Origin of the sequence: Pseudomonas sp. Z3-8 (assembly GCF_051131975.1) — a bacterium.
GTDB lineage: Bacteria > Pseudomonadota > Gammaproteobacteria > Pseudomonadales > Pseudomonadaceae > Aquipseudomonas.
In genome coordinates this window covers 1345600-1367088 of the sequence record NZ_CP071643.1, presented here as the reverse complement: position 1 = coordinate 1367088, position 21489 = coordinate 1345600, and the positions used below count along the sequence as shown (strand labels likewise).

The following is a 21489-nucleotide window of genomic DNA, read 5'->3' as shown; positions in this document are numbered from 1 at the left end:
CGAGACCCTTATACGGCCATCAGGTCTTTTTCTTTCTCGTCCGTTGCCTTGCTGATCTGGGCCTCGGATTCTTTGGTCAGCTTATCGATATCAGCGATGGCACGACGCTCTTCGTCTTCACTGATTTCCTTGTCCTTGACCAGCTTCTTCAGCTCACCCAACGCGTCACGACGGATATTGCGCACGGCAACACGCGCGTCTTCCGCGGCGCTACGGGCCTGTTTCGTGAAGCCTTTGCGCGTTTCCTCGGTGAGGGCCGGCATCGGGATCAGCAGCAGCTCGCCCAGGTTGGTTGGGTTGAGGTTCAGACCGGCGCTCTGGATCGCCTTGTCTACCGCGGCGAGCATGTTGCGCTCGAAAGCCACGACCTGCAGGGTGCGCGAGTCTTTTACAGTGACGTTGGCGACGCTGCTCAGCGGCGTGTCAGTGCCGTAGTAAGGCACCATGACGCTGCCGAGGATGCTCGGGTGAGCCTTGCCGGTACGAATCTGGCCGAATGCATGGCTCAGAGACTCCAGCGATTTCTGCATGCGCTCTTGAGCGTCTTTCTTGATGTCGTTGATCATTGCTTGCCTTCCTCGATCAGTGTTCCTTCGGCGCCACCGTGCACGATGTTGAGCAGGGCCCCGGGTTTGTTCATGTTGAAAACGCGCAGCGGCATCTTGTGGTCGCGGCACAGGCAGATAGCGGTCAGGTCCATGACACCCAGCTTGCGATCCAGCACTTCATCGTAGGTCAGATGATCGAACTTCTCGGCATGCGGGTCTTTGAACGGGTCAGCGGTGTACACGCCATCCACCTTGGTAGCCTTGAGCACGACATCGGCGTCGATCTCGATCGCTCGCAGGCACGCGGCCGAATCCGTGGTGAAGAACGGATTGCCGGTACCCGCGGCAAAAATCACCACCTCCTTGGAATTGAGGTGGCGCATGGCTTTGCGGCGATCGTAGTGATCGGTCACGCCAACCATGGAAATCGCCGACATCACGATCGCGGAGATATTGGCACGCTCCAGCGCGTCGCGCATAGCCAGGGCGTTCATCACAGTGGCCAGCATGCCCATGTGGTCGCCCGTGACCCGATCCATGCCCGCCGCGCTCAGCGCCGCGCCACGGAACAGGTTGCCGCCGCCGATGACCAGGCCGACCTGAACGCCGATCCCGACCAACTGGCCCACTTCCAGGGCCATGCGGTCCAGCACTTTCGGGTCGATCCCGAACTCTTCCGAGCCCATCAGGGCCTCGCCGCTAAGCTTGAGTAGAATGCGTTTATAGCGAGCCTGATAACCACTGCCCTGCTGAGCCATTGCGAATCTCTCCTGCGGCGTATTTTTCAAAAAATTCTGTGCAGGCTGTTTTCAGCCTGCGTTCACTCCAGCCTTTGCACGAAAAGTGCCTGCGCGACGATCATACTGCGTTGAAAACTGGCTCGGAATGCTCATTTACAACCAGTAAACTCCGCTTCCTCGCCAGTTTTCGCCTTGCCTGATCGCCGCTCGGCGACTTTTCGTACAAAGCCAAGCTTGACGCTGACACAGCGCCATCGGAACACGGCTTTGTAAGCCAGTTCCGACAGGAAACCAATATAAATCGGCATCCTTATCCGAAAAGAGGCTGCGCGCGTAAGCGGGCAGCCTCTTCAGGGCGACAGTTATACAAACTGTCTTATTGCTTGCTGGCAGCCAGCTGAGCAGCCACTTCTTCAGCGAAGTTGTCTACTGGTTTCTCGATGCCTTCGCCCACTTTGAAGTAGGTGAAGGAAACGATTTCAGCGCCGCCCTTCTTGGCCAGTTCACCGACCTTGATTTCAGGGTTCTTGACGAACGCCTGCTCAACCAGGCTGGCTTCAGCCAGGAACTTGGTGATACGACCGGCAACCATTTTTTCAACGATCTCGGCTGGCTTGCCTTTGATCTTGTCTTCGTTGAGCTGCATGAACACAGCTTTTTCACGCTCGATGGCGTCAGCGGAAACTTCCGACGGCAGCAGGAACTCAGGGTTGCTGGCAGCGACGTGCATTGCGATGTCTTTGGCCAGCTCGACGTTGCCGCCTTTGAGGGCCACAACAACACCGATCTTGTTGCCGTGCAGGTAAGAACCGACAACATCGCCTTCGACGCGAACCAGACGACGGATGTTGACGTTTTCGCCTACTTTGGCAACCAGGGCTTCACGAGCCGATTCCTGAGCGGCGATCAGCGGAGCTGCGTCGGTCAGTTTGTCGGCGAATGCTTTTTCGACGCTGGCGGCAACGAATGCCTTGAAGTCGTCTTGCAGGGCCAGGAAGTCGGTCTGCGAGTTGACTTCGATGATAACGGCAGCTTTACCGTCATCCTTGATGCCGATCGCGCCTTCAGCGGCAATGTTGCCGGCTTTCTTGGCAGCCTTGATGGCGCCCGAAGCGCGCATGTCATCAATGGCTTTCTCGATGTCGCCGCCAGCCTTGGTCAAGGCTTTCTTGCAGTCCATCATGCCTTCGCCGGTACGCTCGCGCAGTTCTTTGACCAACGCTGCAGTAATCTCTGCCATTTCAAAATCCTCTTGGATAGGTTTTCAACCATTCCACCCGACCGAACGGGCGATCAATTCTTCCTGAAAAACCACTGCTTATAGACTGCGGCAGGTTACAAACAGGTAGCTGCGCTGGCGACAAGTGGTTTTCGAGGTGGCAAAAAGGGGGCCAAGCCCCCTTTTTGCTTACTGAGTCAACGCCAGGGCGTCAATTACTCAGCGGCTGCTGCCGGAGCTTCTTCAGCGAAGACTTCGGTGCCGCCATTTACATTGTTGCGACCACGGATGACAGCGTCAGCCATCGAACCCATGTACAGCTGGATGGCGCGGATGGCGTCATCGTTGCCTGGGATGATGTAGTCAACGCCTTCCGGGCTGCTGTTGGTATCGACAACGCCGATGACCGGGATACCCAGCTTGTTGGCTTCGGTGATCGCGATGCGCTCGTGGTCAACGTCGATCACGAACAGCGCGTCAGGCAGACCGCCCATGTCCTTGATACCGCCCAGGGAGCGGTCCAGCTTCTCAAGATCACGAGTGCGCATCAGCGCTTCTTTCTTGGTCAGCTTGGCGAAAGTACCGTCTTCGGACTGGACTTCAAGGTCACGCAGACGCTTGATGGAAGCGCGAATGGTCTTGAAGTTGGTCAGCATGCCGCCCAACCAGCGGTGATCGACGTACGGCGAACCGCAACGTGCTGCTTCTTCAGCAACGATCTTGCCAGCGGAACGCTTGGTGCCGACGAACAGAATCTTGTTTTTGCCCTGGGCCAGGCGCTCTACGAAGGTCAGTGCTTCGTTGAACATCGGCAGGGTTTTTTCAAGGTTGATGATGTGGATCTTGTTGCGCGCGCCGAAAATGTACTTGCCCATTTTCGGGTTCCAGTAACGGGTCTGGTGGCCGAAGTGCACACCGGCCTTCAGCATATCGCGCATGTTGACTTGGGACATGATAGTTCCTTGGTAAGTCGGGTTTGGCCTCCACGTATCCCAATGACCAACCAGCGACTGTAAAAGCCGAAGGCACCCAGGTCATCGTGTCGACACGTGTGTGGATTTAAGCTTACGGGGTCATCCCCGGAAAGCGGCGCATTTTATACCACAGCAAGGATTAAAACGAAACCCGGATTCTGAAAACCTGGCGAAGCGCTTGCACGCCGCCCGTTCATTGCCCAGGAATACGCACCCTTATAGAGAGAAGCGATGCACGCGGGCGCGGATTTGCGATGATCGTCTGGTAGAATCGCCTTTTTCAGGGCCGCAACGACATCATCCGCCGCCCATTTCGTTTTGAACAGCGCCGTCGGGCGCAGAGAGAGCCTGTATGACCGTCACCCTCAAGACTCCCGAGGACATCGCCAAAATGCGTGTCGCCGGCAAACTCGCCGCCGAAGTGCTGGAAATGATCGCCGACTACGTCAAGCCGGGCGTCACCACCGAAGAGCTGGACCGCATCTGCCACGATTACATCGTCAACGAGCAGAAGGCCATCCCGGCTCCGCTCAACTATAAAGGCTTCCCGAAGTCGATCTGCACCTCGATCAACCACGTGGTCTGCCACGGCATCCCCAACGAGAAACCGTTGAAGGATGGCGACACCCTGAACATCGACGTCACCGTCATCAAGGACGGCTACCACGGCGATACCAGCCGCATGTTCCACGTCGGCAACGTACCGGAGTGGGCCGAGCGCCTGTCCAAGGTCACCCAGGAATGCATGTACATGGCCATCGAACTGGTGAAGCCGGGCTGCCGCCTGGGTGACATCGGCGAAGTGATCCAGAAGCACGCGCAGAAAAACGGTTTTTCGGTGGTGCGTGAGTTCTGCGGCCACGGCATCGGCAAGGTGTTCCACGAAGAACCGCAGATCCTCCACTACGGCCGCGCCGGTACCGGCATGGAACTGCAGGCGGGCATGACCTTCACCATCGAACCGATGATTAACCAGGGCCGCGCCGACACCAAGGTGCTGGGCGATGGCTGGACCGCCATCACCAAGGACCGCAAGCTGTCGGCGCAGTGGGAGCACACGCTGCTGGTCACCGAGACTGGCTACGAGATCTTCACCCTGCGCAGCGATGACACCATTCCCCGTGTTTCCGCCTGATCAGAACCCAGCCTGACCGATCCGATAGATATAGATAGAAAGGAAAGCCATTCAATGCCGCAGGTGGATCCCGAACTCTTCGACCGCGGCCAGTTCCAGGCTGAACTGGCCCTGAAGGCAAGCCCCATCTCGGCATTCAAGAAGGCGATCCGCCAGGCCCACGAAGTGCTCGACCAGCGCTTTCGCAGTGGCCGCGATATTCGTCGACTGATCGAGGACCGCGCCTGGTTCGTCGACAACATCCTGCAAAAGGCCTGGGAGCAGTTCAACTGGAGCGAGGACGCCGACATCGCCCTGGTGGCCGTGGGCGGCTACGGGCGCGGCGAACTGCACCCCTACTCCGATATCGATCTGCTGATCCTGCTGGAGAGCGCCGACCACGAGATTTTTCGTGATTCCATCGAGCGTTTCCTCACGCTGCTGTGGGACATCGGCCTGGAAGTCGGCCAGAGCGTGCGTTCGGTGCAGGAATGCGCCGACGAGGCCCGCGCCGACCTCACGGTGATCACCAACCTGATGGAAAGCCGCACCATCGCCGGCCCCGAGCGCTTGCGCCAGCGCATGCTCGACGTCACCAGCACGGCGCACATGTGGCCGAGCAAGGACTTCTTCCTGGCCAAGCGCGCCGAGCAGAAGGCTCGCCATCACAAGTACAACGATACCGAGTACAACCTGGAACCCAACGTCAAAGGCTCGCCAGGCGGGCTGCGGGACATCCAGACCATCCTGTGGGTCGCCCGTCGCCAGTACGGCACGCTGAACCTGCGCGCACTGGCCGGCGAAGGCTTCCTGGTAGAAAGCGAGAACGCCCTGCTGGCCTCGTCCCAGGAATTCCTCTGGAAGGTCCGCTACGCGTTGCACATGCTCGCCGGGCGCTCCGAGGATCGCCTGCTGTTCGATCACCAGCGCTCCATCGCCGGCCTGCTGGGTTTCGAAGGCCAGGACGCCAAGCAGTCCATCGAAAACTTCATGCAGCAGTACTACCGCGTGGTGATGAGCATCGCCCAGCTCAGCGAACTGATCATCCAGCACTTCGAGGAAGTCATCCTCGCGCCGGAAGACGAGGCGCCGCCGCAGCCGATCAATTCCCGGTTCCAGTTGCACGACGGCTACATCGAGGCGCGCCACGCCAACGTGTTTCGCCGCACGCCGTTCGCCATGCTCGAGATTTTCGTGCTCATGGCCCAGCAGCCGGAAATCAAGGGCGTGCGCGCCGACACCATCCGCCTGCTGCGGGAAAACCGTCACCTGATCGATGACGACTTCCGCCACGATATTCGCAACACCAGCCTGTTCATCGAACTGTTCAAGTGCAAGATCGGCGTGCACCGCAACCTGCGGCGCATGAACCGCTATGGGATCCTCGGGCGTTACCTGCCGGAGTTCGGCTACATCGTCGGGCAGATGCAGCACGACCTGTTCCACATCTATACGGTCGATGCGCACACGCTGAACCTGATCAAACACCTGCGCAAGTTGCAGTACACCCAGGTGTCGGAGAAATTCCCGCTGGCCAGCAAGCTCATGGCCAAGCTGCCCAAGCCTGAGCTGATCTACATGGCGGGGCTGTATCACGACATCGGCAAGGGCCGCCAAGGCGACCATTCGGAGATTGGCGCGGTGGATGCCGAGGCGTTCTGCCAGCGGCACCAGTTGCCGGTGTGGGACAGCCGGCTGATCGTCTGGCTGGTGCAGAACCACCTGGTGATGTCGACCACCGCCCAGCGCAAGGACTTGTCCGACCCGCAGGTGATCCACGACTTTGCCCAGGCGGTGGGCGATGAAACCCGCCTGGATTATCTCTACGTGCTGACCGTGGCCGACATCAACGCCACCAACCCGACCCTGTGGAATTCCTGGCGCGCCAGCCTGTTGCGCCAGTTGTACACCGAGACCAAGCGTGCCCTGCGCCGTGGTCTGGAAAACCCGGTGGATCGCGAAGAACAGATCCGCCGCACCCAGAGCGCGGCCCTGGACATCCTGGTACGCGGCGGCACCGATCCGGATGATGTCGAGCAACTCTGGTCGCAACTGGGCGATGACTACTTCCTGCGCCATACTGCCGGCGATGTGGCCTGGCACACCGATGCGATCCTCCAGCAGCCGGCCGATGGCGGTCCGCTGGTATTGATCAAGGAAACCACCCAGCGCGAATTCGAGGGCGGTACGCAGATCTTCATCTACGCCCCGGACCAGCACGATTTCTTCGCCGTGACCGTGGCGGCGATGGACCAGCTCAACCTCAACATCCATGACGCCCGAGTCATCACGTCCAGCAGCCAGTTCACCCTCGACACCTACATCGTGCTCGACACTGACGGCGACTCGATCGGCGACAACCCGGCGCGGGTCAAGCAGATTCGCGATGGACTCACCGAAGCCCTGCGCAACCCCGCGGACTACCCGACCATCATCCAGCGCCGGGTGCCGCGCCAGCTCAAGCATTTCGCCTTTGCGCCGCAGGTAACGATCCACAACGACGCACAGCGCCAGGTCACCGTGCTGGAACTCAGCGCGCCGGACCGCCCGGGCCTGCTGGCGCGGGTCGGCCATATTTTCCTGGAATTCGACCTGTCGCTGCAGAACGCCAAGATCGCGACCCTCGGCGAGCGGGTGGAAGACGTATTCTTCATCACCGACGCCCATAACCAGCCGCTGTCCGACCCGCAGCTGTGTAGCCGTTTGCAGGAAGCGATCGTGCGGCACCTGAGCGTCAACCAGGAACCCGACATCAACCTGACGCGCATCAGCATCTGAACGAACATATTCCCCCTGTGGGAGCGAGCCTGCTCGCGAAAGCCGCGGATCAGTCAAGGATTTTGTCGACTGACACAGCGTATTCGCGAGCAGGCTCGCTCCCACAAGGGGCAGTGCCCACATTGAACGAGGCCCCCGATGAACAACGCCCTGTCCCAGCTCCAGCCCTACCCGTTCGAGAAGCTTCGCGCCTTGCTCGGCAGCGTCACGCCCAATCCGGACAAGCGCCCGATCGCGTTGTCCATCGGCGAACCCAAGCATCGCTCGCCCGCTTTTGTGGCTGAAGCCCTGGCCGGCAATCTGGAAAAAATGGCCGTGTACCCGACCACCCTTGGCATCCCCGAGCTGCGCGAAGCCATCACCGGTTGGTGCGAGCGGCGCTTCAACGTGCCAGACGGCTGGCTCGATCCGGCGCGCCATGTGCTGCCGGTCAACGGTACCCGTGAAGCCTTGTTCGCCTTCACCCAGACCGTGGTCAACCGTGGCGATGACGCCCTGGTCGTCAGCCCGAACCCTTTCTATCAGATCTACGAAGGCGCAGCGTTCCTGGCCGGGGCCAAGCCACACTACCTGCCATGCCTGGACACGAACGGCTTCAACCCGGATTTCGATGCCGTCTCGCCGGATATCTGGAAACGCTGCCAGATCCTGTTCCTCTGCTCGCCGGGCAATCCGACCGGCGCCTTGATTCCGGTGGACGTGTTGAAGAAGCTCATCGCCCTGGCTGACGAGCACAACTTCGTCATCGCCGCGGACGAGTGCTACAGCGAGCTCTACTTCGACGAACAGACCCCGCCGCCAGGCCTGCTCAGCGCCTGCGTCGAACTGGGTCGCAAGGACTTCAAGCGCTGCGTGGTGTTCCACAGCCTGTCCAAGCGCTCCAACCTGCCGGGCCTGCGCTCCGGTTTCGTTGCTGGCGACGCCGACATCCTCAAGGGCTTTTTGCTCTACCGCACCTATCACGGTTGCGCGATGCCGGTTCAGACCCAATTGGCGAGCATTGCCGCGTGGAACGACGAAGTGCACGTCCGGGCCAACCGCGCGCTGTACCGGGAAAAATTCGACGCGGTGCTGGAAATCCTCAACCCGGTGCTCGACGTGCAACGCCCCGACGGCAGCTTCTACCTGTGGCCGAACGTGGCCGGCGACGACGCGGCATTCTGCCGTGACCTGTTCGAACAGGAACACGTGACGGTCGTCCCAGGCTCGTACCTGTCGCGCGATGTGGATGGCGTCAACCCCGGCGCCGGTCGCGTGCGCATGGCCCTGGTCGCGCCATTGGCCGAATGCGTGGAAGCGGCGGAACGAATCCGCGCATTCATCCAGCGCCGGGGTTGATGGCTCTATCGAGCCGAAACGGACCGCTGTCGTGGCGAGGGAGCTTGCTCCCGTTGGGCTGCGCAGCGGCCCTAAAAGCAGACAACTCAATCTGTCTGATGCATTCGATCCATACAACACGCTGCCCGTACAGCAAATTGCGGTCATGGGCTGCTGCTTGTGAATGCTTGCAAAAGTCCCACCCTGGGACTACATTCTCACCCATGAGAATTATCGCCCTCAGTCATCTGAAAGCCTTTTGGGAGAAATACCCAGATTCCGAACAGCAACTTAAGGCTTGGCTTGACGATGCCAAAAAAGCCACTTGGACCAACCCAAACGACATCAAGGCGCAATACGGTAACGCAAGCATTCTCAAGAGTCGCCGCGTGGTGTTCAACATCAAGGGTAACGACTACCGCCTGGTGGTCGCCATTGCCTACCGCTTCGGCGCTGTGTACATCAAGTTTGTCGGCACTCATCGCCGATACGATGAGATCGACGCAAACACCGTGGAAATGGAGTAATCATCATGAACATTCGCCCAATCCGCACCGATGAAGAATACCGGGTAGCTCTCAAAGAGATCTCTCCCCTGTTTGAGAATGAGCCTGAACCTGGCACCCCGGAAGGCGATGCTTTCGAAGTCATGGTCACTCTGATCGAGGCATATGAAGCCAAGCATTTCCCGGTGGATCTGCCCGACCCAATTGAAGCCATCAAGTTTCGCATGGAGCAATCCGGACTCACCGCGGCCGATCTTGCTCCGGCTATCGGAAAAACGAACCGCGTATACGAGGTGCTCAACCGTAAGCGCTCGTTAACTCTGCCAATGATCTGGAAGCTTCACGATATGTTCGGCATCCCAGCAGAAAGCCTGATAAAGCCAATAAAAGCTGCCTGATACTAGCCCGGCCCGCCGGGCTTTTTCAAACCAGCAAGGACAAGAAATGGCCTCAACCGAAGAGAAAGACATACCAGAGGAGTATTTATTTACCCAACCCCAAATTCGCCTCCGCCAGATCCAACTCCGCCAGCACCTCACGCAACACATCATCGCCAATCTGGTGCTGGCGACTGAGGCGATACAGCTCCAACCGCTGCGCTCGGTACGCCTTCAAACGCAGCCGGCGCTCCAGCAGGTCCATTTCGAACGCCAGCGCCTGGGCTTCGGCCGAGTCGTTGAATACCTCAAGCTGATGACGATACTCGGACATCAGCCGCGCCTTGAGCTCCGTCGCCAGAGCCGCCGTGGCCGCGTCAGGCGCGGCTGTCTCGGCCGGTTCCTCCACTTCCAAGGCATGAATCGCCGCTTCAGCGGTTTTACGCCAGGCCTCACGGACTTCGTTGCGGCGTTTGTCGTCCGGCCCCTTCTCGACGCCGCGCAACAGCAGGGGCAAAGCGATGCAAGCGGCGACCAGTGACAGCAGAATCACCCCCGCAGCGATGAAGATCAGCAAGTCGCGCTCAGGAAACGCCTCCCCCGCCTCCAACAGCAACGGCACCGACATCACGCCCGCCAGCGTTACCGCCCCGCGCACGCCGCCAAACGTCAGCAACCAGCAAGAGCGCGCGGTCGGCACCAGGGTCAACTCGCCCTTGCCGCGCCAGCGGCGCAACAGCCCGGACAAGCGCCAGATGCTTTGCACCCAGACAAAACGCAACACCAGCAGCACCAGGAAAATCGCCACCACATCCAGGCAGCGGTAGAACAACATCGGCCACAACGTGGTCTCGTGGCTGGTCACGGCTTTGATGATGTCCGGCAGTTGCAAGCCCAGCAGCAAGAAAATCAAGCCATTGAAGGCAAATTCCAACAGCGCCCAGACGCTGCGATTGAGCAACCGCGTGCCGGTCTGGCGCGGCAGCAGGTCAAGCCAGCTCTGCATCATCCCAGCCGCCACCGCCGAGAGAATGCCCGAGGCACCCAGGCGTTCAGCCAGCACATAAGCGGCAAACGGCAGCAACAACATGAACACCACATGAGTAGCGGGGTCGTCCCAGCCCCGGGCAATCATCCATGCCCGCAAACGGCCCACCAGCCAACTCAGGGCCACGCCTACCAGCAGGCCACCGACAGCGACCAGGACAAAAGTCAGGCTGGCACTGGCCAGGGAGAACACCCCGGTGATGGCCGCTGCCACAGCGAACTTGAAAGTCACCAGGCCCGACGCATCGTTCATCAATGCCTCGCCCTGGAGCATGTGCATCAACGGCGCGGGCAAGCGGTCCCGGGCAATTGCCGACACGGCCACCGCGTCGGTCGGCGACAGCACCGCCGCCAGGGCGAAGGCCACCGGCAACGGGATGCTCGGCAATAACCAATGAATGAAATAACCCGCGCCGACCACCGTGAACAACACCAGCCCGACCGCCAGCGTCAGGACCGGCCCGCGCAGGCGCCACAGCTCGCGCTTGGGCATGCGCCAGCCGTCGGAGAATAACAACGGCGGGAGGAACAGAAACAGGAACAACTCGGGATCGAGCGCCACATGCAGCCCCAGCGATGGCCAGGCCAGCACGGCGCCGGCAGCGATCTGCACCAGGGGCAACGGCAGCGGGATCAATCGTCCGACCAGGCGCGAGACGCCCACCAGCATCAACAGGATCAGGACGGTATAGGCGCTTTGCATAACAACTTTCCAGTGACAGCCACACACATCCGGCAACAGCTTGCCGTTGAAGTGCCATATTAACCGCTTAGCATTGGCCTGGCCGTTACACCTATGTCGCAATCCACCTCCTGTGGGAGCGAGCCTGCTCGCGAAGGCGCTCGGTCAGTCATATTGCCGTCGACGGAATAACCGCTATCGCGAGCAGGCTCGCTCCCACAGGTTCGAAAATGCATGACGATCTGGGCCGCCGCGAAACCGTCCGGTCATGGCATAATCCTTCACCTTTTATTTCCAGCACCTGCAAAGGGGGCAGTTCCTTGACCGATTCAAGCAAAACGTTGCACCTTTTCGGCATCAAAGCCTGCGACACGATGAAAAAGGCCCGCACCTGGCTCGATGAACACGCGGTGCATTATGACTTTCACGATTACAAGACTGCCGGCATCGACCGTGAGCACCTGGCCCAATGGTGCAACGAGCATGGCTGGCAAGTGGTGTTGAACCGTGCCGGTACGACCTTTCGCAAACTCGACGACGAACGCAAAGCCGATCTCGACCAGACGAAAGCCATCGAACTGATGCTCGCCCAACCCTCGATGATCAAGCGCCCGGTGCTCGATCTCGGTGACCGAACCCTGATTGGCTTCAAGCCAGATATCTATGCGGCAGAGATCAAGTAAGCCTGCCCAGTCCATTTTGTTGAGGTAATTTTCATGTCCACTACCCTGTTCAGCCTGGCCTTCGGTGTCGGCACTCAAAACCGTGAAGGCGCCTGGCTGGAAGTCTTCTACGCCCAACCGCTGCTCAACCCGTCGGCCGAGATCGTTGCCGCCATCGCGCCGATCCTTGGCTACAGCGAAGGCAACCAGGCCATCACGTTCACCACGGCCCAGGCCTCGCAACTGGCTGAAGCGCTGCGCAACGTCGACGCCGCGCAAGCCAAGCTGCTGACCCGCCTGGCTGAAAGCCACAAGCCGCTGGTCGCCACGCTGCTGGCCGAAGATGCGCAACTGACCTCCACGCCCGAGGCGTACCTCAAACTGCACCTGCTGTCCCATCGCCTGGTCAAGCCCCACGGCTTGAACCTGGCCGGCATTTTCCCACTGCTGCCGAACGTGGCCTGGACCAGCCAGGGCGCGATCGACCTGGCCGAACTGGCCGAGCACCAGCTCGAAGCCCGTCTGCGTGGCGAGTTGCTGGAAGTGTTCTCGGTGGACAAATTCCCGAAGATGACCGACTACGTGGTTCCGGCCGGCGTGCGTATCGCCGACGCCGCGCGCCTGCGCCTGGGCGCCTATGTGGGCGAAGGCACCACGGTGATGCACGAAGGTTTCGTCAACTTCAACGCCGGTACCGAAGGGCCGGGGATGATCGAAGGCCGGGTCTCGGCGGGTGTGTTCGTCGGCAAGGGCTCGGACCTGGGCGGCGGTTGCTCGACCATGGGCACCCTGTCGGGTGGTGGCAACATCGTGATCAAGGTTGGCGAAGGTTGCCTGATCGGCGCCAACGCCGGCATCGGCATTCCGCTGGGCGATCGCAACACCGTGGAGTCGGGCCTGTACGTGACGGCCGGCACCAAGGTTGCGCTGCTGGATGAGAACAACCAATTGGTCAAAGTGGTCAAGGCTCGCGACCTGGCCGGCCAGCCGGACCTGCTGTTCCGTCGCAACTCCGAGACCGGCGCAGTGGAATGCAAGACCCACAAGTCGGCCATCGAGCTGAACGAAGCACTGCACGCGCATAACTGAACCGCTTCACACCTCACCTGTGGGAGCAATCTTGCTCCCGCAGGGTCCGGCGTAACTCCAGCAGGGCCCGAAAGCATGTTGATTCCATCCCCCTGGCGTACCGATTTTCCGGCCCTCGCCGCCCTGCAACGGCAAGGCCAGACCTATCTGGACAATGCCGCCACCACACAGAAACCCCAAGCCCTGCTGGACGCCCTGGCGCATTACTACGCCAACGGCGCGGCCAACGTGCACCGGGCGCAGCATCTGCCCGGCGCACTGGCCACCCAGGCGTTCGAGGACAGCCGACTCAAGGTTTCCCAGTGGCTCAATGCGGGAAATTGCGGACAGATCGTTTTTACCCACGGCGCCACGTCGGCGCTGAACCTGCTGGCCTATGGGCTGGAACACCTGTTCAACCCGGGCGATGAGATTGTCATCAGTGCCCTCGAACATCACGCCAACCTGCTGCCGTGGCAGCAACTGGCCGAGCGCCGCTCGCTGGCGCTGGTGGTGCTGCCCCTGGATGCCGACGGGGTGATCGATACAGAGGCCGCCACCAGGCTGATCGGTCCGCGCACCCGCCTGCTGGCGGTGAGCCAGTTGTCCAACGTGCTTGGCACCTGGCAACCGGTGCCGGCGTTGCTGGCGATGGCCAAGGCGCAAGGTGCGCTGACGGTGGTCGATGGCGCACAGGGCGTGGTCCACGGTCGCCATGATGTGGAGGCGCTGGGCTGCGACTTCTATGTTTTTTCCAGCCACAAGCTTTACGGTCCCGAAGGCCTGGGCGTGCTGTTCGGCCGTACCGACGCCCTCGCTCGACTGCGTCATTGGCAGTTCGGCGGCGAAATGGTGCAAACGGCTGATTACCACAGCGCCACGTTCCGCCCGGCGCCGTTGGGTTTCGAAGCCGGCACGCCGCCCACCGCCAGCGTGATCGGCCTGGGAGCGACGCTCGACTATCTGTCCAATCTCGACGGGCAGGCGGTTATCGACCATGAAACCGCGCTGCACGATTATCTGCTTCACGGCCTGCTGGCGCGCAACGGCGTGCGGCTGGTGGGCAACCCACAACTGGCGCTGGTCAGCTTCGGCGTCGAAGGCGTTCATAACGCTGATCTGGCGCATCTGTTGACCGAGCAAGGCATTGCCGTGCGCGCCGGGCATCACTGTGCAATGCCGCTGTTCAAGCAATTGAAGCTTTCCGGGGCGATTCGTGTGTCGCTGGCGCTGTACAACGACTCCGCCGATATCGAACGGTTCTTCGAGGCGCTGGATCAGGCCCTGGAGATGCTGCGATGAGCCTGCCTGCCGATGCCGCTGCGGCATTGCGGATTTTCCAGGACGCCTCCGGCTGGGAGCAACGCGCCCGGCTGCTGATGCAGTGGGGGGATCGCTCGCCACCGCTGAGCGATGCAGACAAGTGCGAGGCCAACCTCGTCAACGGCTGTGAAAGCCAGGTATGGCTGGTGGGTCGGCTGCATGATGGGCACTGGCAGTTTTCCGCCAGCAGCGATGCGCGCTTGATACGCGGGTTGGTGGCGTTGTTGCTGGCGCGGGTCAACGGGTTGTCGGCTGAGGATTTGCGCCAGGTCGACTTGCCGGACTGGTTCAATCAGTTGGGGTTGTCACGGCAGTTGTCGCCTTCGCGCAGCAATGGCTTGAATGCGGTGTTGAAGCGGATGTTCGAGTTGGCTGGATAACCGCCAAGAGCATCGCGAGCAAGCTCGCTCCCACAGGGGATCAGGATATACGCAAATACCGCATTCAGCCCGATCCAATGTGGGAGCGAGCTTGCTCGCGATGAGGCCATCAGCCCCACCTTCAAACCTTGGGCTTAAGCCGGTCCGCCGGCCGCCGCACACCCGCGACGATCTTGTCCACAGCTTTGGTCGCCGCGACCATGCCGAACGTCGCGGTGACCATCATCACCGCGCCAAACCCGCCAGCGCAGTCGAGCTTGACGCCGTCGCCGACAAAACTCTTCTGCAGGCAGATGCTGCCGTCCGGTTTCGGATAGCGCAATTGCTCGGTGGAGAACACGCAGGGCACGCTGTAATGACGGGTCACGGTGCGCGAGAAACCGTAGTCGCGGCGCAAGGTGGAGCGCACCTTGGAGGCCAGCGGATCGTTGAACGTACGGTTGAGGTCACAGACCTGGATCAGCGTCGGGTCGATCTGCCCGCCTGCGCCGCCGGTGGTGATGATCTGAATCTTGCGGCGCTTGCACCACGCGATCAACGCAGCCTTGGCGTTGACGCTGTCGATGCAGTCGATCACGCAGTCGATGTTCGGCGTGATGTACTCGGCCATGGTGTCGCGGGTGACAAAGTCGGCCACCGCGTGCACGGTGCAATCGGGGTTGATCCCCCGCAGCCGCTCGGCCATCACTTCGACCTTGGGCTTGCCGACGGTGCTGTCCAGGGCATGTAATTGACGATTGGCGTTGCTGACGCAGACGTCATCCAGGTCGAATAGCGAAATCTCGCCCACGCCACAACGGGCAATGGCTTCCGCCGCCCAGGAACCAACGCCGCCGACGCCGACAATCGCCACATGCGCCGCCCGCAGGCGCTCCAGGCCTTCGATGCCATACAAACGGGCGATGCCGGCGAACCGTGGATCTTCTGTACTCATGACCATTACCCCAAAAACCGGCGCGCATTATAGGGCTTTGCCGTGGTAATTCGAGCCTCAGGCGACCGATCGCGAAATGTTCTCACCCAATAATTTCTTGTGGGAGCGAGCCTGCTCGCGAAGGCGTCAAATCAGTAGCAACAATGTTGACTGACAAATCGCTTTCGCGAGCAGGCTCGCTCCCACAGGTTTTGAGTTCCAACTGAGGGGAGCGGCGGCCCATGGCGATCGTTTTGCTATAAGATAACCGCCATTTTGCGCGAACCAGCCCGCGCCAGCACTAGCCTTGCGTCCACACTATATTCCGGAGTTTCCATGACGGCCCACGCCGACCTCTCGCCGACCCTGCAACTCGCCTGCGACCTGATCCGCCGTCCGTCCGTGACGCCGGTGGATGCCGATTGCCAGAAACTGATGATGCAGCGCCTGGGCGACGCCGGTTTCAAGCTCGAACCCATGCGTATCGAGGATGTGGATAACTTCTGGGCCAGCCATGGCAAGCATGACGGTCCGGTTTTGTGCTTCGCCGGTCACACCGATGTGGTCCCGACCGGTCCGGTACAGGCCTGGCAGCTCGACCCGTTCGATGCGGTCATCGACGAACAGGGCATGCTCTGCGGCCGTGGCGCGGCGGACATGAAAGGCAGCCTGGCGGCGATGGTAGTGGCGGCCGAACGGTTCGTCGCCGACTACCCGGATCACCAGGGCTCGATCACCTTCCTGATCACCAGCGACGAAGAGGGCCCGGCCCACCATGGCACCAAAGCCGTGGTCGAGCGCCTCAAGGCCCGCCAGGAACGCCTGGACTGGTGCATCGTCGGCGAACCATCGAGCACCACGCTGGTGGGTGATGTGGTGAAGAATGGCCGTCGCGGCTCCCTCGGCGCAAAACTGACCGTGCGCGGCAAGCAAGGCCACGTGGCTTATCCACACTTGGCGAAGAACCCGATCCACCTGGCCGCGCCTGCCCTGGCCGAATTGGCCGCCGAGCACTGGGATCACGGCAACGACTTCTTCCCGCCGACCAGTTTCCAGATCTCCAACCTCAACTCCGGCACCGGCGCGACCAACGTGATCCCCGGTGACCTGGAAGCCGTGTTCAATTTCCGCTTCTCCACCGAATCCACCGTCGAAGGTCTGCAGCAACGGGTCGCCGACATCCTCGACAAGCATCAATTGGACTGGCACATCGACTGGGCGTTGTCCGGCCTGCCATTCCTCACCGAGCCAGGCGCACTGCTCGACGCCGTGTCGTCGAGCATCAAGGACGTCACCGGCCGCGAGACCAAGGCCTCCACCAGCGGCGGCACCTCCGACGGTCGCTTCATCGCGACCATGGGCACTCAAGTGGTTGAGCTGGGGCCGGTCAACGCGACGATCCACCAGGTCAACGAACGCGTGCTGGCCGCCGATCTCGACGTGCTGACCGAGATCTACTACAAGACGCTCATCAAGTTGCTCGCCTGATGCTCGCCTGCCCGATCTGCAATGAACCCTTGAATGCGGTGGACAACGGCGTGGCATGCCCCGCCGGGCATCGTTTCGACCGCGCGCGGCAGGGTTACCTGAACCTGCTGCCGGTGCAGCACAAGAACAGCCGCGACCCTGGCGACAATCAGGCGATGGTCGAGGCCCGCCGCGATTTCCTCAACGCTGGCCATTACGCCCCGGTCGCCCGGCGCCTGGCTGAACTGGCCGCCGAACGTGCGCCCGGACGCTGGCTGGACATTGGCTGTGGCGAAGGTTATTACACCGCGCAACTCGCCGACGCCCTGCCCGACGCCGATGGCTACGCCCTGGATATTTCCCGCGAAGCCGTCAAGCGCGCCTGCAAACGCAACCCCCAACTGACCTGGTTGATCGCCAGCATGGCGCGGGTGCCGCTGGCGGACGGCTGCTGCCAGTTCCTCGCCAGCGTGTTCAGCCCGTTGGACTGGCAGGAGGCCAAGCGCCTGCTCAGCCCCGGCGGCGGCTTGATGAAAGTCGGGCCTACCAGCGGCCACCTGATGGAGCTGCGCGAGCGGCTGTATGACGAGGTTCGCGAATACACCGATGACAAACACCTGGCCCTGGTGCCGTCGGGGATGGCGCTGGATCACAGTGAAACCCTTGAGTTCAAGCTCACGCTCGACAACAGCCAGGATCGCGCCAATCTGCTGGCGATGACGCCCCACGGCTGGCGCGCCAGCGCCGAACGCCGCGCCAGCGTGATCGAGCAGGCCGAGCCGTTCGAGGTGAGCGTGTCGATGCGCTACGATTATTTCGTTCTTCAATGACCTTTTTATTCCGGGCCTCGGACAACTGTCCGGGGCCAGTTAAATCCGCGAATGGATTTTTCGAGACCGCAGTGAGGACATCCATGCGCCAACCCGATATCGAGATTTACCTCAAGGACGCCGACGTCGACCACAAGGCGATCGCCGCCTGGCTCGGCCAGGCCCTCGGCCCGTGCAGCGACTGGGTGCAAAAAGGTCAGACGTACAAGTGCAAGGCCGCCGACATCCCGGTGACCTGGTTGCCCAAGGCTGTAGGCAAATGGAACAGCCTGTACCTGGAAAGTGACCAGACCCCGTGGGAAGACGACATCGCCTGCGCCCGCGCCGCCTTCGCCGCGCTGAACGTCGAAGTGCGCTGCGCGCCGGGGTCGTGGGTGGAGGAAGAAGGTGAGGATTCGGCGGATCGCTGGATTCGCATCAGCGCCGATGGAGAAGAAGAGATTACCTGGAAGACGGCGTAAGGCTGGCTTCTGATCAACGGTGATCCCTTGTGGGAGCGAGCCTGCTCGCGAAAGCGGTGTGACAGACAATGCTACATTGACTGTCACACCGCTTTCGCGAGCAGGCTCGCTCCCACATTGGTTTCTGTGTAGCCAGTAAATGCGGCTTACAACCCCACCACATCCTCAGCCTGCAAGCCCTTCTGCCCTTCCACCACCGCGTATTCGACCTGCTGGCCTTCGGTCAGTGAACGGTGGCCTTCGCCACGGATCGCGCGGTAGTGGACGAACACATCCGCCCCGCCTTCGCGCTGGATGAAGCCATAACCCTTGGCGTCGTTGAACCACTTCACACTGCCAGTTTCGCGTGCTGCCATGATGCTCACTCCCGTTCTTGTTTTCTGAGCCGGCTTTTCGAGGGAAAGCCGTACGCGTTTCAGCCGCCGTCCCACCGTCCGTCGGAAGGCCGGGGCAGTAACTGGCCGAGTATATGACACCCGGAAAAACTCTCAACTGACTTTACTTCGCCGCTTTTTTGCCGATTTTCGGTGAATCCGGCACACTAGTACCGCTTGCTCTTATCCACTCACGCAGAAGCCGTATGACCCGTTCCCCGTTCCGCCGTCTTGTGTTTGGCACCCTGCGCCGGCTGTTGTACCTCTGGGTTCGCTCCGAGACCATCAACCAGTCGTCCTTCACCCTCAACCTCGACCGCAGTCGTCCGGTGTTCTACGTCCTGCAAGATCCTTCGCTCACTGATCTGGCGGTGCTCGACACCGAGTGCACCAAGGCCGGCCTGCCACGTCCGGTGCTGCCCGTCTCGGTGGGCGGCCTGCTGGAGCCGGCGGCGTTTTTCTATCTGACGCCGGCGCCGGACTGGCTCGGGCGCCAGGACAAACGCGGTGCGCCGCCGACCCTGACGCGGCTGGTCGACGAACTGACCCACAACGCCGCCGAGGACGCCCAGATCATTCCGGTCAGCGTCTTCTGGGGCCAGTCGCCCGACAGCGAATCCAGCCCCTGGAAGCTCCTGTTCGCCGACAGTTGGGCGGTCACCGGGCGCCTGCGTCGCTTGCTGAGCATCATGATTCTCGGGCGCAAGACACGGGTGCAGTTCTCCGCGCCAATTCATCTGCGCGAACTGATCGAGCACGACAAAGGCCATGAACGCACCGTGCGTATGGCCCAGCGGATCCTGCGGGTGCACTTTCGCAATCTGAAAGCAGCGGTTATCGGCCCGGACATTTCCCACCGGCGCAACCTGGTCAAGGGTCTGTTGAACCAGCCACTGGTCAAGCAGGCCATCCTCGAAGAGGCCGAACGGGAAAAGATCCCGGCTGAAAAAGCCAAGGCCCAGGCCCTGCGTTATGGCAATGAGATTGCCTCGGACTACACCTACACCGCGATCCGTTTCCTGGAAGTGGTGCTGAGCTGGTTCTGGAACAAGATCTACGATGGCATCAAGGTCAACCACATCGAAGGCGTGCAGAACGTTGCCCAAGGCCACGAAGTCATCTACGTACCCTGCCATCGTAGCCATATCGACTACCTGCTGCTGTCGTACCTGCTGTTTCGCAATGGCCTGACACCCCCGCATATTGCCGCCGGCATCAACCTCAACATGCCGGTGATCGGCGGCCTGCTGCGCCGTGGCGGCGCGTTTTTCATGCGTCGCACGTTCAAGGGCAACCCGCTTTACACCGCCGTGTTCAACGAATACCTGCACACGCTGTTCACCAAGGGCTTCCCGGTGGAGTATTTCGTCGAAGGCGGCCGTTCGCGCACCGGGCGCATGCTGCAGCCGAAGACCGGCATGCTCGCCATTACCCTGCGTAGCTTTTTGCGCTCCTCGCGCATGCCGATCGTCTTCGTGCCGGTGTACATCGGTTATGAGCGCGTACTGGAAGGCCGCACCTACCTCGGTGAACTGCGGGGCGCGAGCAAAAAGAAGGAGTCGATCTTCGACATCTTCAAGGTCATCGGCGCCCTCAAGCAACGCTTTGGCCAGGTCGCGGTTAACTTTGGCGAGCCAATCAAGCTGGCGGAGTTCCTCGACGGCGAACAACCCGGCTGGCGCCAGCAGGAGCTCGGTCCGCAGTTCAAACCCGACTGGCTCAACGCGACCACCAACCGCCTCGGCGAACGTGTCGCCCGCCATCTGAACGAAGCCGCGGCCATCAACCCGGTCAACCTGGTCGCGCTCGCGCTGCTGTCCACCAGCCGTCTGGCCCTGGACGATCATGCCATGGCCCGCGTGCTGGACCTGTACCTCGCGTTGCTGCGCAAAGTGCCATATTCACCGCACACCACCTTGCCCGAAGGCGATGGCCAGGCGCTGATCGCGCACGTCAAAGGCATGGACCTGCTGTCGGAACAGAAGGACGCCCTGGGCAAGATTCTGTATCTGGATGAGCAGAACGCGGTGCTGATGACCTACTACCGCAACAATGTCCTGCACATCTTCGCCCTGCCGGCGCTGCTCGCCAGTTTCTTCCAGAGCAGCTCGCGCATGAGCCGCGAACAGATCCTGCGCTACACCCGGGCCTTGTATCCGTACCTGCAGTCGGAGCTGTTCATTCGCTGGTCGCTGGAGGAACTGGACGCGGTGGTAGACCAGTGGCTCGAAGCATTCGTTGAACAAGGCCTGCTGCGTTTCGAAAAAGACCTCTACCTGCGCCCGGCGCCGAGTTCGCGGCATTTCGTGCTGCTGACGCTGCTGTCGAAAAGCATCGCCCAGACCTTGCAGCGTTTCTACATGACCGTCTCGCTGCTGCTCAACAGCGGGCAGAACAGCATCAGCGCCGAAGAACTGGAGGACCTCTGCACCGTCATGGCCCAGCGCCTGTCGATCCTGCATGGGCTGAACGCACCGGAGTTCTTCGACAAAAGCCTGTTCCGCCACTTCATCCAGACAATGCTCGATCTCGATGTCCTGCGGCGCGACGAAGCAGGCAAGCTGAGCTATCACGATCTGCTCGGCGAGCTGGCTGAAGGCGCGGCCAAGCGGGTGCTGCCGGCGGAAATTCGTCTGTCGATCCGCCAGGTAGCGTTGCATCGCAGCGAAGATGCGGCGGATCAGGGCGTTCCGACGGCTGCGGACTGAA

Annotated in this window: 20 protein-coding genes; 13 read left to right on the top strand and 7 right to left on the bottom strand. The window is 61.1% G+C overall.

Features of this window, described 5'->3' with window-relative positions; all coding sequences use genetic code 11:
* Window positions 1–8: 8 nt before the first annotated feature.
* The 4 genes from frr to rpsB form a co-directional block, all read right to left on the bottom strand.
* The gene (gene frr, locus J3P94_RS06375; protein WP_305499089.1) at window positions 9–566 is read right to left on the bottom strand and encodes a ribosome recycling factor; all 558 of its coding nucleotides are present in this window, start codon (window positions 564–566) and stop codon (window positions 9–11) included.
* Window positions 563–1306, bottom strand: coding sequence for a UMP kinase (gene pyrH, locus J3P94_RS06370; protein WP_039591983.1), 744 nt, complete (start codon window positions 1304–1306; stop codon window positions 563–565). Before pyrH ends, frr begins: the two co-directional genes overlap by 4 nt.
* 358 nt (window positions 1307–1664) lie before the next feature.
* The gene (gene tsf / locus J3P94_RS06365; RefSeq protein ID WP_024619613.1) at window positions 1665–2528 is read right to left on the bottom strand and encodes a translation elongation factor Ts; all 864 of its coding nucleotides are present in this window, start codon (window positions 2526–2528) and stop codon (window positions 1665–1667) included.
* A 194-nt stretch (window positions 2529–2722) separates the two neighbouring features.
* Window positions 2723–3460, bottom strand: coding sequence for a 30S ribosomal protein S2 (gene rpsB, locus J3P94_RS06360; RefSeq protein ID WP_003198231.1), 738 nt, complete (start codon window positions 3458–3460; stop codon window positions 2723–2725).
* A gap of 373 nt (window positions 3461–3833) precedes the next feature.
* Between rpsB and map the strand changes: the two genes are divergently transcribed.
* The 5 genes from map to J3P94_RS06335 all read left to right on the top strand — a co-directional run bounded on the left by map (window position 3834) and on the right by J3P94_RS06335 (window position 9594).
* Window positions 3834–4616, top strand: coding sequence for a type I methionyl aminopeptidase (gene map, locus J3P94_RS06355; RefSeq protein ID WP_030139491.1), 783 nt, complete (start codon window positions 3834–3836; stop codon window positions 4614–4616).
* A 54-nt stretch (window positions 4617–4670) separates the two neighbouring features.
* Entirely contained in the window at window positions 4671–7373 is a 2703-nt protein-coding gene (locus J3P94_RS06350; RefSeq protein WP_305499088.1) for a [protein-PII] uridylyltransferase, read from the top strand.
* Window positions 7374–7511: 138 nt separating this feature from the next.
* The gene (gene dapC, locus J3P94_RS06345) at window positions 7512–8711 is read left to right on the top strand and encodes a succinyldiaminopimelate transaminase (protein ID WP_434572109.1); all 1200 of its coding nucleotides are present in this window, start codon (window positions 7512–7514) and stop codon (window positions 8709–8711) included.
* Window positions 8712–8914: 203 nt separating this feature from the next.
* Window positions 8915–9217 (top strand): type II toxin-antitoxin system HigB family toxin, encoded by a 303-nt coding sequence (locus tag J3P94_RS06340; RefSeq protein ID WP_434572107.1) that lies wholly within the window; start codon window positions 8915–8917, stop codon window positions 9215–9217.
* 5 nt (window positions 9218–9222) lie between these two features.
* Window positions 9223–9594 (top strand): helix-turn-helix domain-containing protein, encoded by a 372-nt coding sequence (locus J3P94_RS06335; RefSeq protein ID WP_434572106.1) that lies wholly within the window; start codon window positions 9223–9225, stop codon window positions 9592–9594.
* Window positions 9595–9679: 85 nt separating this feature from the next.
* On the opposite strand, the gene J3P94_RS06330 is transcribed toward J3P94_RS06335, so the two are convergent.
* Window positions 9680–11323, bottom strand: coding sequence for a Na+/H+ antiporter (locus J3P94_RS06330; protein ID WP_434572104.1), 1644 nt, complete (start codon window positions 11321–11323; stop codon window positions 9680–9682).
* A 299-nt stretch (window positions 11324–11622) separates the two neighbouring features.
* Here J3P94_RS06330 and J3P94_RS06325 point away from each other — a divergent pair, with 299 nt between their 5' ends.
* From J3P94_RS06325 to J3P94_RS06310, 4 genes are all read left to right on the top strand, one after another.
* The gene (locus tag J3P94_RS06325) at window positions 11623–11985 is read left to right on the top strand and encodes an ArsC family reductase (RefSeq protein ID WP_434572103.1); all 363 of its coding nucleotides are present in this window, start codon (window positions 11623–11625) and stop codon (window positions 11983–11985) included.
* Window positions 11986–12018: 33 nt separating this feature from the next.
* Entirely contained in the window at window positions 12019–13053 is a 1035-nt protein-coding gene (gene dapD, locus J3P94_RS06320) for a 2,3,4,5-tetrahydropyridine-2,6-dicarboxylate N-succinyltransferase (RefSeq protein WP_434572101.1), read from the top strand.
* Between the two features lie 75 nt (window positions 13054–13128).
* On the top strand, window positions 13129–14334 hold the full coding sequence (locus tag J3P94_RS06315; RefSeq protein WP_434572099.1) for an aminotransferase class V-fold PLP-dependent enzyme: 1206 nt from the start codon (window positions 13129–13131) through the stop codon (window positions 14332–14334).
* Window positions 14331–14735 (top strand): SufE family protein, encoded by a 405-nt coding sequence (locus tag J3P94_RS06310; protein ID WP_434572097.1) that lies wholly within the window; start codon window positions 14331–14333, stop codon window positions 14733–14735. Before J3P94_RS06315 ends, J3P94_RS06310 begins: the two co-directional genes overlap by 4 nt.
* 121 nt (window positions 14736–14856) lie before the next feature.
* Here the strand turns inward: J3P94_RS06310 and tcdA are convergent, their stop codons facing one another.
* The gene (tcdA, locus tag J3P94_RS06305) at window positions 14857–15669 is read right to left on the bottom strand and encodes a tRNA cyclic N6-threonylcarbamoyladenosine(37) synthase TcdA (RefSeq protein ID WP_434572095.1); all 813 of its coding nucleotides are present in this window, start codon (window positions 15667–15669) and stop codon (window positions 14857–14859) included.
* 315 nt (window positions 15670–15984) lie between these two features.
* Between tcdA and dapE the strand changes: the two genes are divergently transcribed.
* From dapE to J3P94_RS06290, 3 genes are all read left to right on the top strand, one after another.
* Entirely contained in the window at window positions 15985–17136 is a 1152-nt protein-coding gene (gene dapE / locus J3P94_RS06300) for a succinyl-diaminopimelate desuccinylase (protein WP_434572093.1), read from the top strand.
* Entirely contained in the window at window positions 17136–17945 is an 810-nt protein-coding gene (locus tag J3P94_RS06295; RefSeq protein WP_434572092.1) for a putative RNA methyltransferase, read from the top strand. Before dapE ends, J3P94_RS06295 begins: the two co-directional genes overlap by 1 nt.
* Before the next feature lie 83 nt (window positions 17946–18028).
* Entirely contained in the window at window positions 18029–18406 is a 378-nt protein-coding gene (locus J3P94_RS06290; protein WP_434572090.1) for a hypothetical protein, read from the top strand.
* Window positions 18407–18552: 146 nt separating this feature from the next.
* Here the strand turns inward: J3P94_RS06290 and J3P94_RS06285 are convergent, their stop codons facing one another.
* Window positions 18553–18762, bottom strand: coding sequence for a cold shock domain-containing protein (locus J3P94_RS06285; RefSeq protein WP_003198198.1), 210 nt, complete (start codon window positions 18760–18762; stop codon window positions 18553–18555).
* A gap of 224 nt (window positions 18763–18986) precedes the next feature.
* On the opposite strand from J3P94_RS06285, the gene plsB reads away from it, so the two are divergent.
* A complete protein-coding gene (gene plsB, locus J3P94_RS06280) occupies window positions 18987–21488 on the top strand; it encodes a glycerol-3-phosphate 1-O-acyltransferase PlsB (RefSeq protein ID WP_434572089.1) in 2502 nt (833 codons plus the stop codon).
* The last annotated feature ends 1 nt before the right edge of the window (window position 21489 follow it).